Genomic DNA, 14,634 nt, shown 5'->3' on the forward strand with positions numbered 1-14,634 from the left:
GATTGGGCGCTTAACCGAAGAAGCTCTGGCCATTCTTGGCCATTTCACGCAGCTTCGCGGTCGGGTGGTACAGCGGGCCCAAATCAGCGTATTTGTCAGCCAGGGCAACGAACTCGGCCACACCGATCGAATCGATGTAACGCAACGCGCCACCACGGAATGGAGGGAAACCAATACCGTACACCAGGCCCATATCGGCTTCGGCGGCGGTTTCAACGATGCCGTCTTCCAGGCAACGCACGGTTTCCAGGCACAGGGCGATCATCATCCAGTTGATGATGTCTTCGTCGGACACCTCACGCTGTTCGTAGATGACCGGAGCGAGCACTTCGTGCACCGACGGGTCGGCCACTTTCTTCTGCTTGCCCTTCTTGTCGGCCTCGTAGGCGTAGAAGCCCTTGCCATTCTTCTGGCCCAGGCGCTTGGCCTCGTACAGCGCGTCGATCGCCGAGCGGCGGTCGTCTTTCATGCGGTCCGGGAAGCCTTCAGCCATGACGTCGCGACCGTGGTGGCCGGTGTCGATGCCGACCACGTCCATCAGATAAGCCGGGCCCATGGGCCAGCCGAACTTCTCCATGACCTTGTCGATGCGCACGAAGTCCACACCGGCGCTGACCAGCTTGGCGAAACCGCCGAAGTAGGGGAATAGTACGCGGTTGACCAGGAAGCCCGGGCAGTCATTGACCACGATCGGGTTCTTGCCCATTTTCTTGGCGTAGGCAACGGTGGTGGCAACCGCCAGCTCGCTGGATTTCTCGCCACGGATCACTTCCACCAACGGCATCATGTGCACCGGGTTGAAGAAGTGCATGCCGACGAAGTTTTCCGGCCGCTTGAGGGCCTTGGCCAGCAGCGAGATGGAAATGGTTGAGGTGTTGGACGCCAGGATGGTGTCGTCCTTGACCTGGGCTTCAACTTCAGCCAACACGGCCTGCTTGACCTTCGGATTCTCGACAACCGCTTCGACCACCAGGTCGACGTGGCCGAAATCGCCGTAAGACAGCGTAGGACGAATGCCGTTGAGCACTTCAGCCATTTTTGCAGCGGTCATGCGACCTTTATCAACGCGGCCCACCAGCAGCTTGGCGGCTTCGGCCAGGCCCTGCTCGATACCGTGCTCGTTGATGTCTTTCATCAGGATCGGCGTGCCTTTGGACGCCGATTGATAGGCGATACCGCCGCCCATGATACCGGCGCCGAGTACGGCGGCCTGTTTCACGTCCTTGGCGATTTCGTCGTAGGCCTTGGCCTTTTTCTTCAGTTCCTGATCGTTCAGGAACAGGCCGATCAGGCTCTGGGCCGCCGAGGTTTTCGCCAGTTTGACGAAGCCTGCCGCTTCCACTTCCAGGGCTTTGTCGCGACCAAAGTTCGCGGCCTTCTGGATGGTCTTGATCGCTTCAACCGGCGCCGGGTAGTTCGGGCCGGCCTGGCCTGCCACGAAACCTTTGGCGGTTTCGAACGACATCATCTGTTCGATGGCGTTGAGCTTGAGTTTTTCCAGCTTCGGCTGACGCTTGGCCTTGTAGTCAAATTCGCCGCTGATGGCGCCTTTGATCAGGTTCAGCGCGGCTTCGGCCAGTTTGTCGGGGGCCACCACAGCGTCGACGGCACCGACTTTCAGCGCGTCTTCAGCCTTGTTTTCCTTGCCGGCGGCGATCCATTCGATCGCGTTGTCGGCACCGATCAGGCGCGGCAGGCGCACGGTACCGCCAAAGCCTGGGTAGATACCCAGCTTGACTTCCGGCAGGCCGATCTTGGCCGTCGCGGACATGACACGGAAGTCTGCCGCCAGGCACATTTCCAGGCCGCCGCCCAACGCGATGCCGTTGATGGCAGCAACAGTCGGCACGTTGAGGTCTTCGAAATCGCTGAAGATCTTGTTGGCTTCGAGGTTGCCAGCCACCAGCTCGGCATCGGGCAGCTTGAAGTTGTCGACGAATTCGGTGATGTCAGCGCCGACGATAAACACGTCCTTGCCGCTGGAGACGATCACGCCCTTGACCGAAGCATCTGCTTTGATGGTGTCTACGGCCTGACGCAGTTCGTTCAGGGTTAGACGGTTGAACTTGTTGACGGACTCACCCTTGAGGTCGAATTTGAGTTCGACGATGCCACTTTCAAGAGCCTTAACCGTGATGGCTTTACCTTCGTAAATCATCAACTGATCTCCACGATATGGAAGCTGAACAGTACACACTGGACGCTGGTCTCTGGTTTGACATTGACAGTTGAATCAATGCTCACGCCAATCCGCCAGGCACACCCGCCAGTGCGATAGTCGGGTTTTGTATGAGTCGTCTGACAGGCAAACGCTCAATTCATACGCCCGTTTGATTTGGGTACGCCACCTTCATCCAATTCCGAGCAATTGTCAATCGCTCCAAAGGCTAGGAAAAGCGCGACTTTCCAGTCATTTCAGAACCCGGCCCACAGGCTCGCCACCCGTCAATATTCAAATATTCACAGGATCAATAATGGAAAGGATGTGGGAAAAGGCTGTACAGAAAGCAATACACGACTAGGCTAGCGGCAATGTGCAGATTTACCGGCCTGCCTGGCCACCTCCAGCCCGATGATGATGTCGGGCTTTTTATTGCCTGGCTTTCCTGTAGGAGCGAGCTGGCTCGCTCCTACAGAGCTTGGGTCAGGCCAGGGCCTTGAGCAGCGTATCAATATCTTTCAGCACGCTTGCGTCGCCCTTTTCGCCCCAATACAGAGCAATCATCTGTTTGTCGGCCTCGACCTTGTAGACGTTTGCCGGCAGCGTTGCAAAATGCGGCAACAACTTCTCATCCACACAGGGTTCACGCCACTGATTGACCCATAGCCCCGGCTCCAGCTGCCAGTAGCTCCACGTTGCGGGCGCGCTGCCGCGTCGTGGCCGGCAATACTGCGCACAGGGGCTCGGCGGCTCCTGCTTGAGCCAGTGCGGCCATTCCTGAGGCGCCAACTGCATGGCCAGGCCGATGCGGCGTGCCTCCATGCGCAGGGCCATACGCCCACTCTGCTGGCGCGAAGGTCGCAGCCATACCAGGGGGCTCAAAACCACCGCAAGGATTGACACCACTATCCAGACCGTCATATGTGTACTCCCGAATTTCTAGATGAGCGGATTTGATCTGCGGCAACCCCATCCGCTTGAAAGCAGCCATACTGAACTTATTGCAGTCCTCTGGAGGAACGCCTCATGCCCTACGAACATATTCTGGTCGCTGTCGACCTGACCGAAGAGTGCGATCCAGTGATCAAGCGCGCACAGGAATCCGCGATTGCCAATGGCGCCAAACTGTCGTTGGTACACATCGTCGAGCCCATGGCCATGGCCTTTGGTGGTGACGTGCCGATGGACCTTTCCCAGCTGCAGCAACAACAATTTGACCAGGCCAAGGAGCGCCTTGACCGTTTGATTCTCAAATACCCGCACCTGAAAAAGGAAGACTGCCACCTGACATACGGCCAACCGCGCCAGGAAATTCACCACCTGGCCAAGGAAAAGGCTTGCGACTTGATCGTGGTGGGTAGCCATGGTCGTCACGGTTTGGCGTTGTTGCTGGGCTCGACCGCCAATGATGTATTGCACGGCGCGCCGTGCGATGTATTGGCCGTCAAACTGATAAAGAGTCCGTAAGACCGATAAAGGTCTAATGTGGGAGCTGGCTTGCCTGCGATAGCGGTGTATCAGCCACCCGATGCATCAACTGGCAGACTGCTATCGCAGGCAAGCCAGCTCCCACAGTTGAATCGCATTTCATATTAAAAAGCCCGGCGCTCATAGAAGAGCGCCGGGCTTTTTTATTGCGGCTCGATCACTCAGGCATCCAGCTCGGCCCAACGCTCAACCAACGCTTCCAGCTCCTGGTTCAACGTCTCCAGGGAGGCGATAACCTTGGCGGTTTCTGCCGCAGGGCGCAGGTAGAAGCCGGCGTCAGCCATTTCCGCTTCGACCGCAGCGATCTGCTGTTCCTTGGCGTCGATATCGCCTGGCAAGGCTTCCAGCTCGCGCTGCAACTTATAGCTCAGCTTCTTCTTGGCCGGCGCAGCGTCAGCAGCCGGTGCAGGCGCCTCGGCAGCGGCGGGAGCCACCACCGCCGTGTTCAGGTCCGCCTTGCCCGACTTGCTCTCGGTCACGCCCAGCAGGCGCGGCGAGCCGCCCTGACGCAGCCAGTCCTGATAACCGCCCACGTATTCGCGCACCTTGCCTTCGCCTTCGAAAACCAGGGTGCTGGTGACCACGTTGTCGAGGAATTCCCGGTCGTGGCTGACCATCAGCACGGTGCCGTTGAAGGTCAGCAAGACCTCTTCCAGCAGTTCCAGGGTTTCCACGTCGAGGTCGTTGGTCGGTTCGTCGAGCACCAGCAGGTTGGCCGGCTTGCTGAACAGCTTGGCCAGCAGCAGGCGCGCACGCTCACCCCCCGACAGCGCCTTGACCGGCGTGCGCGCACGTTGCGGGCTGAACAGGAAGTCGCCGAGGTAGCTGAGTACGTGGCGGCTCTGGCCGTCGATGTCGATAAAGTCGCGACCTTCGGCGACGTTGTCGATCACGGTCTTTTCCAGGTCCAACTGGTGGCGCAACTGGTCAAAGTAGGCCACGTCGATGCGAGTGCCCTCTTCCACCTTGCCGCTGGTCGGTTGCAGACCGCTGAGCATCAGCTTGAGCAAGGTGGTCTTGCCGGTACCGTTGGCGCCCAACAGGCCAATACGGTCGCCGCGCTGCAGGACCATGGAGAAGTCCTTGATCAGGAACGGGCCGTCCGGGTGATGGAAGCTGACGTTCTCCAGCACCATCACTTGCTTGCCCGACTTGTCGGCAGTATCGAGCTGGATATTGGCCTTGCCGGTACGCTCGCGGCGCTCACTGCGCTCCACGCGCAAGGCTTTCAAGGCACGCACGCGGCCTTCGTTACGGGTGCGACGGGCCTTGATGCCCTGGCGGATCCAGACTTCTTCCTGGGCCAGCTTCTTGTCGAACAGCGCGTTGGCGGTTTCTTCGGCCGCCAGGGCGGCTTCCTTATGCACCAGGAAGCTGGCGTAGTCGCCGTTCCAGTCGATCAGGCCGCCACGGTCCAGCTCGAGGATGCGCGTAGCCAGGCTCTGCAGGAAAGCACGGTCGTGCGTGATAAACAGCACGGCGCCCTGGAAGTCCTTGATGGCTTCTTCAAGCCAGGCGATGGCGCCGATGTCCAGGTGGTTGGTCGGTTCGTCGAGCAGCAGCAGGTCCGGCTCGGACACCAGGGCCTGGGCCAGCAGCACACGGCGACGCCAGCCGCCGGACAATTCGGCGAGGGTCTTGTCTGCCGGCAGTTGCAGGCGGCTCAGGGTGCTGTCCACCAGTTGCTGCAAGCGCCAGCCGTCACGGGCTTCGAGGTCTTGCTGGACGTGCATCAGTTTGTCCAGGTCTTCTTCGGTGACGCAGTTCTGTGCCAGGTGATGGTATTGCGCGAGCAACTCGCCAACACCGTCCAGGCCTTCGGCTACCACGTCGAACACTGTCCGTCCGTCGGCCACCGGCAATTCTTGCGGCAATTCGCCGATCTTGAGGCCCGGGGCACGCCAGACAGAGCCGTCATCGGGCTTCTGGTCGCCTTTTACCAGCTTCATCATGCTGGACTTGCCGGTGCCGTTGCGGCCGATGATGCACACCCGCTCACCACGGGCGATCTGCCAGGACACCTTGTCCAACAACGGCATGGCGCCGAAAGCAAGGGACACATCGCTGAATTTGAGCAGGGTCATACGCTTCTCCAAAAACTGGGCGCGCATTCTACCTGATGTGAGGGTGGGATGCGGTCGGCATTTTCTCTATTGACACGTTCTGTAGGACATTTCCGGCGAACTTGAACGAACCAGCCGGCAAAGCTTTCGCGGGCCGCTGGCAAAAGGCTAAGCTAGGGGCAATCAGTGTCGGCAGTGCCGGTGCTAGTCGTGATTTCTCTGCACGGACGTCTCATGCGCAGTCGCCTTTTCAACTTTTTATCTTGTCTGCTTCTTTCCGCCACTGCCGTTCAATCCGCCCAGGCGGTGGACCTCACCACTCAACGCCAGTATTACGATCAAGCCAAACGTGCCTTGGCCAAGGGCGACAGCGGCCCCTACATGCAATACAGCCAGGCCCTGGCCGATTACCCGCTCACGCCCTACCTGGCCTACGACGAACTGACCGCGCGCCTGAAAACCGCAAGTAACGAGGAAATCGAACAATTCCTCGCCAAACACGGCGACTTGCCTCAGGCCAACTGGATGAAACTGCGTTGGCTGCGCTGGCTGGCCGAACGCGGCGATTGGCAAACTTTTGAAAAGTACTACGACACCAAGCTCAATTTCGTCGAGCTGGATTGCCTGCATGGCCAGTACCAGCTCAGCCACAATCTCAAGGCTGAAGGCTACAAGACCGCCGAAAAATTGTGGATGACCGGCAAATCCCAGCCCGCCGCGTGTGACGCCACGTTTGGCCAGTGGGCCGCTGCCGGCCAGCTCACCGAGCAGAAGATCTGGGAGCGCACCAAGCTCGCCGCCGAAGCGCGTAACTACGCGCTGGCCAATAGCCTGGTGAAAACCCTACCCACCCTCGGCGCCCAAGGTCGCTTGATGGTGGATGTGGCGCAAAAGCCCGACATGCTCAGCGACCCGTCACGCTTCCAGCCGGCCACCGAGGCCATGTCTGACGCCGTGGGCCTGGGCCTGCGTCGCCTGGCGCGGCAGGATCCGGACAAAGCCATGTCGCTGCTCGACGGTTACGCCAGCAGCATGCACTTCTCCCGTGACGAAAAAGTCTCGATTGCCCGCGAGATCGGCTTGACCCTGGCCAAGCGCTTCGACCCGCGCGCACTGGAGGTCATGACCAAGTACGACCCCGAGTTACGCGACAATACGGTTTCCGAGTGGCGTCTGCGCCTGCTGTTGCGCCTAGCGCGCTGGGAAGACGCCTACCAGTTGACCCGCAAACTCCCACAGGACCTGGCCACCACCAACCGTTGGCGCTACTGGCAGGCACGCAGCCTGGAGCTGGCCGAGCCGAAAAACCCGCAGGCTTTGGTGCTGTACAAAAACGTGGCCAAGGAGCGGGACTTCTACGGTTTCCTCGCTGCTGACCGCTCCAAAGCCCCTTACCAGTTGAACAACAAGCCGCTGGTGATGAGCCAGGCGCTGGTCAACAAGGTGCGCAATACCCCGGGGGTGCGGCGTGCCCTGGAATTCTACGCCCGTGGCCAGATCGTCGACGGTCGCCGCGAGTGGTACCACGTCAGCCGTCATTTCAACCGTGACGAGATGGTCGCCCAGGCCAAACTGGCCTACGACATGAAGTGGTACTTTCCGGCCATCCGCACCATCAGCCAGGCGCAGTACTGGGACGATCTGGACATCCGCTTCCCGATGGCCCACCGCGACACCCTGGTGCGCGAAGCCAAGGTACGTGGCCTGCACTCCAGCTGGATCTTTGCCATCACCCGTCAGGAAAGCGCGTTCATGGACGATGCCCGCTCCGGCGTCGGCGCCAGCGGCCTGATGCAACTGATGCCCGGCACGGCCAAGGAAACCGCGCGCAAGTTCAGCATCCCCCTGGCCTCCCCGGCCCAGGTACTGGACCCGGATAAAAACATCCAGCTCGGTGCTGCGTACCTGAGCCAGGTGCACAGCCAGTTCAACGGCAACCGCGTGCTCGCCTCCGCTGCCTACAACGCCGGCCCCGGCCGCGTGCGCCAATGGCTGCGCGGCGCAGACCACCTGAGTTTCGACGTGTGGGTGGAAAGCATCCCCTTCGACGAAACCCGCCAGTATGTGCAGAACGTGCTGTCTTATTCGGTGATCTACGGGCAGAAGCTCAACTCACCACAGCCGTTGGTGGATTGGCATGAGCGGTACTTCGACGACCAATAAGGCTCTGAACCTGCTTCTAATGTGGGAGGGGGCTTGCCCCCGATTGCAGGCTGTCAGTCACACGTCTATTGCTGATCCGCCGCTATCGGGGGCAAGCCCCCTCCCACAGGGTCCGCACTGAACTGCAACGCCGCCAACCGCGCATACAGCGGATTGCTCGCAATCAACTGCTGATGCGTGCCCACCGCCACCAGCTTGCCCTGGTCCATCACCGCAATGCGGTCGGCATTCTTCACCGTGGCCAAACGGTGGGCGATCACCAGCGTGGTGCGCCCCTGCATCAGCTGCGGCAGCGCTTGCTGGATAAGGTGTTCACTCTGGGCGTCGAGGGCGCTGGTGGCTTCGTCCAGCAGCAGGATCGGCGCGTCGACCAGCAAGGCGCGAGCGATGGCCAGGCGTTGGCGCTGGCCGCCGGAGAGGCCCTGGCCACTTTCGCCGAGGTGGGTTTGGTAGCCGTCGGGCATTTGCAGGATGAAGTCGTGGGCGTGGGCAATACGCGCGGCGGCTTCCACCTGGGCGGTGGTGGCGGACGGGTTGCCGTAGCGGATGTTGTCCTCGACGCTGCCGAAGAACAACGCCGGGCTCTGGGACACCAGGGCGAAATGGCGCCGCAGGTCCAGGGGGTCTAGCTCGGTCAGCGGCTGGCCTTCGAGCAGGATTCGGCCTTGCTGGGGGTCGTAGAAGCGCAGCAGCAGATCGAAAATCGTCGACTTGCCCGCACCGGACGGCCCTACCAAGGCCAGGGTTTCGCCCGGGTTGATGGTCAGGTTCAAGCCGTCGATGGCATAGCTGTCCGGTCGCGAAGGATAGGAAAAGCGTAGGTCCTGCAGTTCCATGCGGCCACTGACCCGATCCGGCAAACGTACGCCGCCAGTGGCCGGCGCCTGGATCTCGTTGCCTGACTGCAACAGCTCACCGATACGCTCGGCTGCCCCGGCGGCACGCTGCAACTCGCCAAGCACTTCGCTCAGGGTGCCGACGGCGCTGCCGACAATCAGGCTGTAGAACACGAACGCCGCCAGCTCACCGCCGGAAATGCGCCCGCTGATCACGTCCATGCCGCCCACCCAAAGCATCACGCCTACCGCGCCGAGCACCAGCATGATCACCAGGGTGATCAGCCAGGAGCGCTGCAAGATGCGTTTACGTGCCGTGACAAAGGCGTCCTCGACGGTGACGGCAAAGCGTTGTTCGTCCTGAACCTGATGGTTATAGGCCTGCACGGTCTTGATCTGGCCCAACGTCTCGGCGACATAGCTGCCGACGTCCGCGATACGGTCCTGGCTCAAACGCGACAGGCTGCGCACCCGGCGCCCGAAGATCAGAATCGGCGCCAGCACCAGCGGCAACGCCACCACCACGATGCTGGTGAGCTTGGGATTAGTGATAAACAGCAACACGATGCCGCCGATCACCATCAGGGCGTTGCGCAGAAACAGCGACAGTGATGAGCCGATCACCGATTGCAGTAAGGTGGTGTCGGTGGTCAGCCGCGACTGGATTTCCGAGCTGCGGTTGTTCTCGTAGAAGCCGGGGTGCAGGTAGATCAGGTGGTTGAACACCTGCCGGCGAATATCGGCTACCACCCGCTCGCCAATCCACGACACCAGGTAAAACCGCGTGAAGGTGCCCACGGCCAGGCCGAGCACCAGCAGCATGAACAGGCCGATTGACTGGTTGAGCAGGTGTGGCGACTGGGTCATGAAGCCCTGGTCCACCAACAGGCGTATGCCCTGCCCCATGGACAAGGTGATGCCAGCGGTGACGATCAGCGCCAGCAGTGCGCCAAGCGCCTGCCAACGGTAGGGCGCAATAAAGCGGCTGGCCAGGCGAATCGCACGGCGTTGACGGATGGAGAACATGGAAGGCATCACCCAATGAGGAGTCTGTACCTCAACATTGGGGGAACTTGCGCAAATAACAATGAGTCAGGTTAATTATGCCCGCCGATGCAGGCCGCTAGAGGCTATCGGTCTAAGCCTGATCTGGAAATATGTACCGGTTTCTGGTGGACTGGGTGTTCAAACCGATGAGCGTGTAAGGAGTTGTAACAGCGCGTTCATGCGGGGGAATTAAAGTAGGTACACAACCTGATGAGGAGACAGGCCATGACCTTGCAAAATAGCAGCGACGCCAAGATTGAAGTGATCCGCCAGCCGCAGCAGCTGCCTTGCTCGTACATCGATGCCAAGGGCCGGGAAGTGCAGATTACCGAAGAAATGATCCAGCAAGCCTGCAGCGAGCTGGAACAGCGACTGGTCAAGCCTGCCCAGCAAGGCTGAAGCGCCCACGCTCTTTCAAACCCGGCCCAGGTGGCCGGGTTTTTTATGCCCCCTATAGGAGCGAGCTTGCTCGCGAAGGCCTCAAGAGCACCGCGATAACCGTTACAGCTGTTCGGCACCCAGAGCAGTCACGATCTGTGACAGCACCGCCGACTCCCCGTTGATGCGCACCTTCAAGCCATCGATCTCGCGACGCTCCGGATAGTGCTTGCGCAGCAGGTCGAAAGCTTGGCGCTGTTCCTGCACAGTGCCCACCAGGCTGCGACGGAAATCCGCGTCGTCACGGCGTGGGTCGTACACACTGCGGCACAAGGTCGCCAGCGCCCAGGCCGGGTCAGTCTCAGGATGCAGGTGCATCTCGGCCAGCCAGGGGGCCGGCAGCAAATCACTTAAGTGAATACTCGGTTCCTGGCCCAGGTGCGCGCACAGCGCCTGGTAAATCTGCGCGGTGCCGCGCTGCTTGCCATCGAGGCTGTAGCCGGCAATATGCGGCGTGGCCAGCACGCACAGGTCAGCCAGGTCGACGTCCACCTCGGGCTCGCCTTCCCACACGTCCAGCACCGCTTGCAGGTCTTCGCGCGCCAGCAACACCTCGCGCAGCGCGGCGTTATCCACCACCGCACCCCGGCTGGCGTTGATCAGCCAGGTGCCCGGCTTGAGCTGTGCCAGGCGCTGGCGATCAAACAGGTGCCAGGTCGAACCGTTGCCGGACTTGATCAGCGGCGTATGCAAGCTGATCACGTCACATTGCTCGATGACCTGCTGCAGACTGACGTAATCACCGTCTTCGGTAATCTGGCGCGGCGGATCGCACACCAACACATTCCAGCCCAGGCCCTTGAGCACCTTGACCAAGCGCCCGCCGACTTCGCCGGCACCGACGATGCCATAGGTACGCTGTTTGAGGTCAGCGCCTTCGATTTCAGCCAGGGTCTGCAAGCTGCCAAGCACGTAGTCCACCACCCCACGCGCATTGCAGCCGGGCGCGCTGGACCACTGGATACCCGCTTGCTTGAAGTAGTCGAGGTCCAGGTGGTCGGTGCCGATGGTGCAGGTGCCAACAAAGCGCACGTTACTGCCCTCAAGCAGGGCACGGTTGACGTTGGTCACCGAGCGCACCAGTAGCACGTCGGCCTGCCCGACCGTAGCGCGGTCGATGGAACGGCCAGGCACGCGGCGAATCTCGCCAAACCCTTCGAAGAATGCATCGAGCAGCGGGATATTTTCGTCGGCAACAATCAGCATGGCAGGCTCCTTTGGCGGATTGGCAGTGTACAGAAGATCCTGTGTAGGAGCTGGCTTGCCTGCGATGGCATCGACCCGGTTTGCCTGATGTACCGAGGTGCCTGCATCGCAGGCAAGCCAGCTCCCACAGGGTTCAGCGCTGGCCTGGGCGCATTGCTTACAAATCCCTAACACAGGTTTTTTCCTGACCGCTGCGTCAACGCGTAGAATCCGCCGTCCTTGCGACTGCCTTTTTTATTGGACACCTGTACGTGAACACTGCCACCGCTACCCTCTCCCGCCCCGCCCGCATCAGCCGGGAAGTGCGCGGCCTGCTGACGCTGGCCTTGCCGATCATGATTGGCCAACTGGCAACCACCGCAATGAGCTTCGTCGATGCGGTGATGGCCGGGCGCGTGAGCCCGCAGGACCTGGCGGCGGTGGGCCTGGGTAATTCGATCTGGATCCCGGTGTACCTGTTGATGACCGGTACTCTGCTGGCCACCACGCCGAAAGTCGCCCAGCGCTACGGTGCGGGCCAGTTCAGCGAGATCGGGCCCTTGGTGCGTCAGTCATTGTGGCTGGCCGTGGTGGTTGGCATCGCAGGGGCGCTGTTGTTGCTGTGCGCCGAGCCGATCCTGCATGCGATGAAGGTCGAACCCGACTTGATCGAGCCGTCCATGGGCTACCTGCATGGCATCGCCGCCGGTATGCCGGCGGTGGCGTTGTACTACGTGTTTCGCTGTTTCAGTGACGGCCTGGGCCGCACACGGCCGAGCATGGTCATGGGCTTGTGCGGGTTGGCGCTGAATATTCCGCTGAACTACATCTTCATCTACGGCCACCTGGGCGTACCGGCCATGGGCGGCGTGGGTTGTGGCTGGGCTACCGCGATTGCAATGTGGGTGATGATGATCGGCCTGGCCATCTGGACGCGCTGGGGCGCGGCCTATCAAAGCAGCGAATTGTTCAAGCGCTTCGACTGGCCGCAGTGGGCGGTGATCAAGCGCGTGTTGGGCATTGGCCTGCCGATAGGCGTGGCGATCTTTGCCGAATCGAGTATTTTTGCGGTGATCGCCTTGTTGATCGGCAGCCTGGGCGCCACGGTGGTCTCCGGCCACCAGATCGCGCTGAACGTCAGCTCCCTGGTGTTCATGATCCCTTATTCCTTGAGCATGGCCGTCACCGTGCGCGTCGGCCAGGCGCTGGGGCGCGGCGAACCTCGGGAAGCACGCTTCGCCGCCGGCGTCGGCATGGGCACCGCACTGGCGTATGCCTGCTTTTCCTGCAGCTTGATGCTGTTGTTTCGCGAGCAGATTGCAGCGATCTATACGCCCGACCCGGTGGTGATCCACCTGGCGTCGATGCTGATCGTGTTCTCGGCGCTGTTCCAGTTCTCTGACTCGATCCAGGTCACCGCCGCCGGCGCATTGCGCGGCTACCAGGACACCCGGGTGACCATGGTGCTGACCTTGTTCGCCTATTGGGGCGTGGGCCTGCCGGTGGGTTACGCCCTGGGCCTGACCAACTGGCTCGGCGAGCCCAGCGGCCCGAGCGGTTTATGGCAAGGGCTGATCGTGGGCTTGAGCTGTGCGGCGGGGATGTTGGTGGTGCGCCTGGCGCGCAGTGCACGCCGACGCATTCGGGCCGAAAAGGCGCAGGCTTAATCGGCTTTCTTGCGGATCCAGTACAGGTAGGTGCCAGCATCTTCCTGCTGATCCACCAGTTCATGGTCGAGAAACACGCAGAACTTGGGGATATCGCGACGGGTCGACGGGTCGGTCGCGATCACCTTGAGCAGGCCGCCCGCCGGCAGGTCGCGGATGTGCTGGTGCAGCATCATCACGGGTTCCGGGCAGTTGAGGCCGGTGGCGTCGAGGGTGCCATCAACCGGCTGTTCAAGACTCATACTTCACTCCTAAAACTGGCACCGCTCAACAATGTGGGAGCGGGCTTGCCCGCGATGACGGGGGCACATTCAACATAAATTTCGACTGTTATACCGCTTTCGCAGGCAAGCCAGTTCCCACATTTAATATCAGCGGCCTTTGGATTTCTTTACGTCTACCAGGCGGCGCAGGTGACATGTCACTTCTTCGCGATCGTGGTAGAGCTGCTTGCAGCCGATCTCCACACGAATGCCACGCGCCTTGAAGCCCTCTTCGATGCGCTCCAGCAAACGCTTCACTTCGGCGTAACGCTGTTTCATCGGCAACTTCAGGTTCACCACCGCCTCGCGGCAATGCCCTTCGCCAATCCACGTTTCCAAGAGTGCCGCGTTGCGAGCGGGCTTCTCAACGATGTCGCAGACCATCCAGTCTACCGGCTGCTTGGGCACGAAGGTGAAGCCGTCGGCCATCAGATGCTGCACCAGGCCGGTGTCCATCAGGCTTTCGGCCATGGGGCCGTTGTCGATGGCAGTCACCAGCATGCCACGGTTGACCAGTTGCCAGGTCCAGCCGCCCGGTGCGGCGCCGAGGTCGACGCCGGTCATGTCGCCGTGCAGGCGCTCGTCCCACTGGTCACGGGGGATAAAGTGGTGCCAGGCTTCCTCCAGCTTCAGGGTCGAGCGGCTGGGCGCGTCACGCGGGAACTTGAGGCGCGGGATGCCCATGGGCCACATCGCCGAGTTGTTCGACTCAGCCAGGCCCATGAACACTTCGCGACCGCTCTTGAAGGTCAGCAGCAGGCGAGGCTTGCTCGGGTCGTCCACCAGCTTGCCGGCGTTAAGCAGAGCTTTGCGCAGGTGCACTTCGAACTTCTTGCAGAAGTTTGAGAGTTCCTTGCCGTCATTGGTGTCGACCATTTCCAGCCACAGGCTGCCGCACGTCGGGAACTCGCGCAGGTGGGCGAGGATCACGCTGATACGGTCGGTTTCCGGCAGGTCGATAAACACCCCGCGCGCCCACTGCCGGGGGAAGATCAGCTCGGCAAAGCGCTGGCCGTGCATCAGGCGCTGGGCGCCGTCTTCTTCGGTGCAGACAAATTCGGCGCAGGCGCTGCCGGTCTTGGCCTTGGCGTAGCCGGACACGTTCAGGCGCGCGGCGTGCTCCGCGATCTCGGAACAGACTTCGCCTTCAAAACCCGGGCGGCAGTGCATAAAAAGGGTGTTCATTGAATCTCCTGGTGAATCAACTGGCCTTGCGCTATCGCAATACCTGTCATGAAAACGCGCGCATGATAGCCGAGTTCGGAACCTTGGACTCAGCGATAGAGTCCAGTTATTAGCCTGCTAATGAAAACAGCGCTAACG

11 protein-coding genes are annotated in these 14,634 nt (G+C 60.9%); 4 read left to right on the forward strand and 7 right to left on the reverse strand.

Going from position 1 to position 14,634, the window contains the following annotated elements:
• Nucleotides 1-10: 10 nt before the first annotated feature.
• Nucleotides 11-2,158 carry a fatty acid oxidation complex subunit alpha FadB gene (gene fadB, locus BOP96_RS19925; protein WP_005786151.1) on the reverse strand — a complete coding sequence of 716 codons (2,148 nt, stop codon included), beginning with the start codon at nt 2,156-2,158 and terminating at the stop codon, nt 11-13.
• A gap of 486 nt (nt 2,159-2,644) precedes the next feature.
• Nucleotides 2,645-3,082, reverse strand: coding sequence for a hypothetical protein (locus BOP96_RS19930; protein ID WP_019818247.1), 438 nt, complete (start codon nt 3,080-3,082; stop codon nt 2,645-2,647).
• Nucleotides 3,083-3,187: 105 nt separating this feature from the next.
• On the opposite strand from BOP96_RS19930, the gene BOP96_RS19935 reads away from it, so the two are divergent.
• The gene (locus BOP96_RS19935; protein WP_014717508.1) at nt 3,188-3,628 is read left to right on the forward strand and encodes a universal stress protein; all 441 of its coding nucleotides are present in this window, start codon (nt 3,188-3,190) and stop codon (nt 3,626-3,628) included.
• A gap of 182 nt (nt 3,629-3,810) precedes the next feature.
• Here the strand turns inward: BOP96_RS19935 and BOP96_RS19940 are convergent, their stop codons facing one another.
• Nucleotides 3,811-5,733: an ATP-binding cassette domain-containing protein gene (locus BOP96_RS19940; RefSeq protein WP_020302894.1), complete on the reverse strand. Its 1,923-nt coding sequence runs from the start codon at nt 5,731-5,733 to the stop codon at nt 3,811-3,813.
• A gap of 213 nt (nt 5,734-5,946) precedes the next feature.
• Between BOP96_RS19940 and BOP96_RS19945 the strand changes: the two genes are divergently transcribed.
• Nucleotides 5,947-7,875, forward strand: coding sequence for a transglycosylase SLT domain-containing protein (locus BOP96_RS19945; protein WP_014717506.1), 1,929 nt, complete (start codon nt 5,947-5,949; stop codon nt 7,873-7,875).
• A gap of 65 nt (nt 7,876-7,940) precedes the next feature.
• Here BOP96_RS19945 and BOP96_RS19950 read toward each other — a convergent pair whose 3' ends face one another.
• Complete coding sequence (locus BOP96_RS19950; RefSeq protein WP_175563001.1) at nt 7,941-9,746, reverse strand: ABC transporter ATP-binding protein/permease; 1,806 nt, start codon at nt 9,744-9,746, stop codon at nt 7,941-7,943.
• Between the two features lie 237 nt (nt 9,747-9,983).
• Here BOP96_RS19950 and BOP96_RS30140 point away from each other — a divergent pair, with 237 nt between their 5' ends.
• Nucleotides 9,984-10,157, forward strand: coding sequence for a PA1571 family protein (locus BOP96_RS30140; protein WP_014717504.1), 174 nt, complete (start codon nt 9,984-9,986; stop codon nt 10,155-10,157).
• Nucleotides 10,158-10,259: 102 nt separating this feature from the next.
• Here the strand turns inward: BOP96_RS30140 and pdxB are convergent, their stop codons facing one another.
• Complete coding sequence (pdxB, locus tag BOP96_RS19955; RefSeq protein WP_014717503.1) at nt 10,260-11,402, reverse strand: 4-phosphoerythronate dehydrogenase PdxB; 1,143 nt, start codon at nt 11,400-11,402, stop codon at nt 10,260-10,262.
• Between the two features lie 251 nt (nt 11,403-11,653).
• Between pdxB and BOP96_RS19960 the strand changes: the two genes are divergently transcribed.
• Complete coding sequence (locus tag BOP96_RS19960; protein ID WP_014717502.1) at nt 11,654-13,048, forward strand: MATE family efflux transporter; 1,395 nt, start codon at nt 11,654-11,656, stop codon at nt 13,046-13,048.
• Here BOP96_RS19960 and tusA read toward each other — a convergent pair.
• Nucleotides 13,045-13,290, reverse strand: coding sequence for a sulfurtransferase TusA (gene tusA / locus BOP96_RS19965; RefSeq protein ID WP_020302891.1), 246 nt, complete (start codon nt 13,288-13,290; stop codon nt 13,045-13,047). The genes BOP96_RS19960 and tusA overlap by 4 nt on opposite strands.
• A gap of 129 nt (nt 13,291-13,419) precedes the next feature.
• Nucleotides 13,420-14,496, reverse strand: coding sequence for a 23S rRNA (cytidine(2498)-2'-O)-methyltransferase RlmM (gene rlmM, locus BOP96_RS19970; RefSeq protein ID WP_038449465.1), 1,077 nt, complete (start codon nt 14,494-14,496; stop codon nt 13,420-13,422).
• Nucleotides 14,497-14,634 lie beyond the last annotated feature (138 nt).

It is taken from the genome of Pseudomonas sp. FSL W5-0203, assembly GCF_001896155.1.
Classification (GTDB): Bacteria; Pseudomonadota; Gammaproteobacteria; order Pseudomonadales; family Pseudomonadaceae; genus Aquipseudomonas; species Aquipseudomonas paracarnis.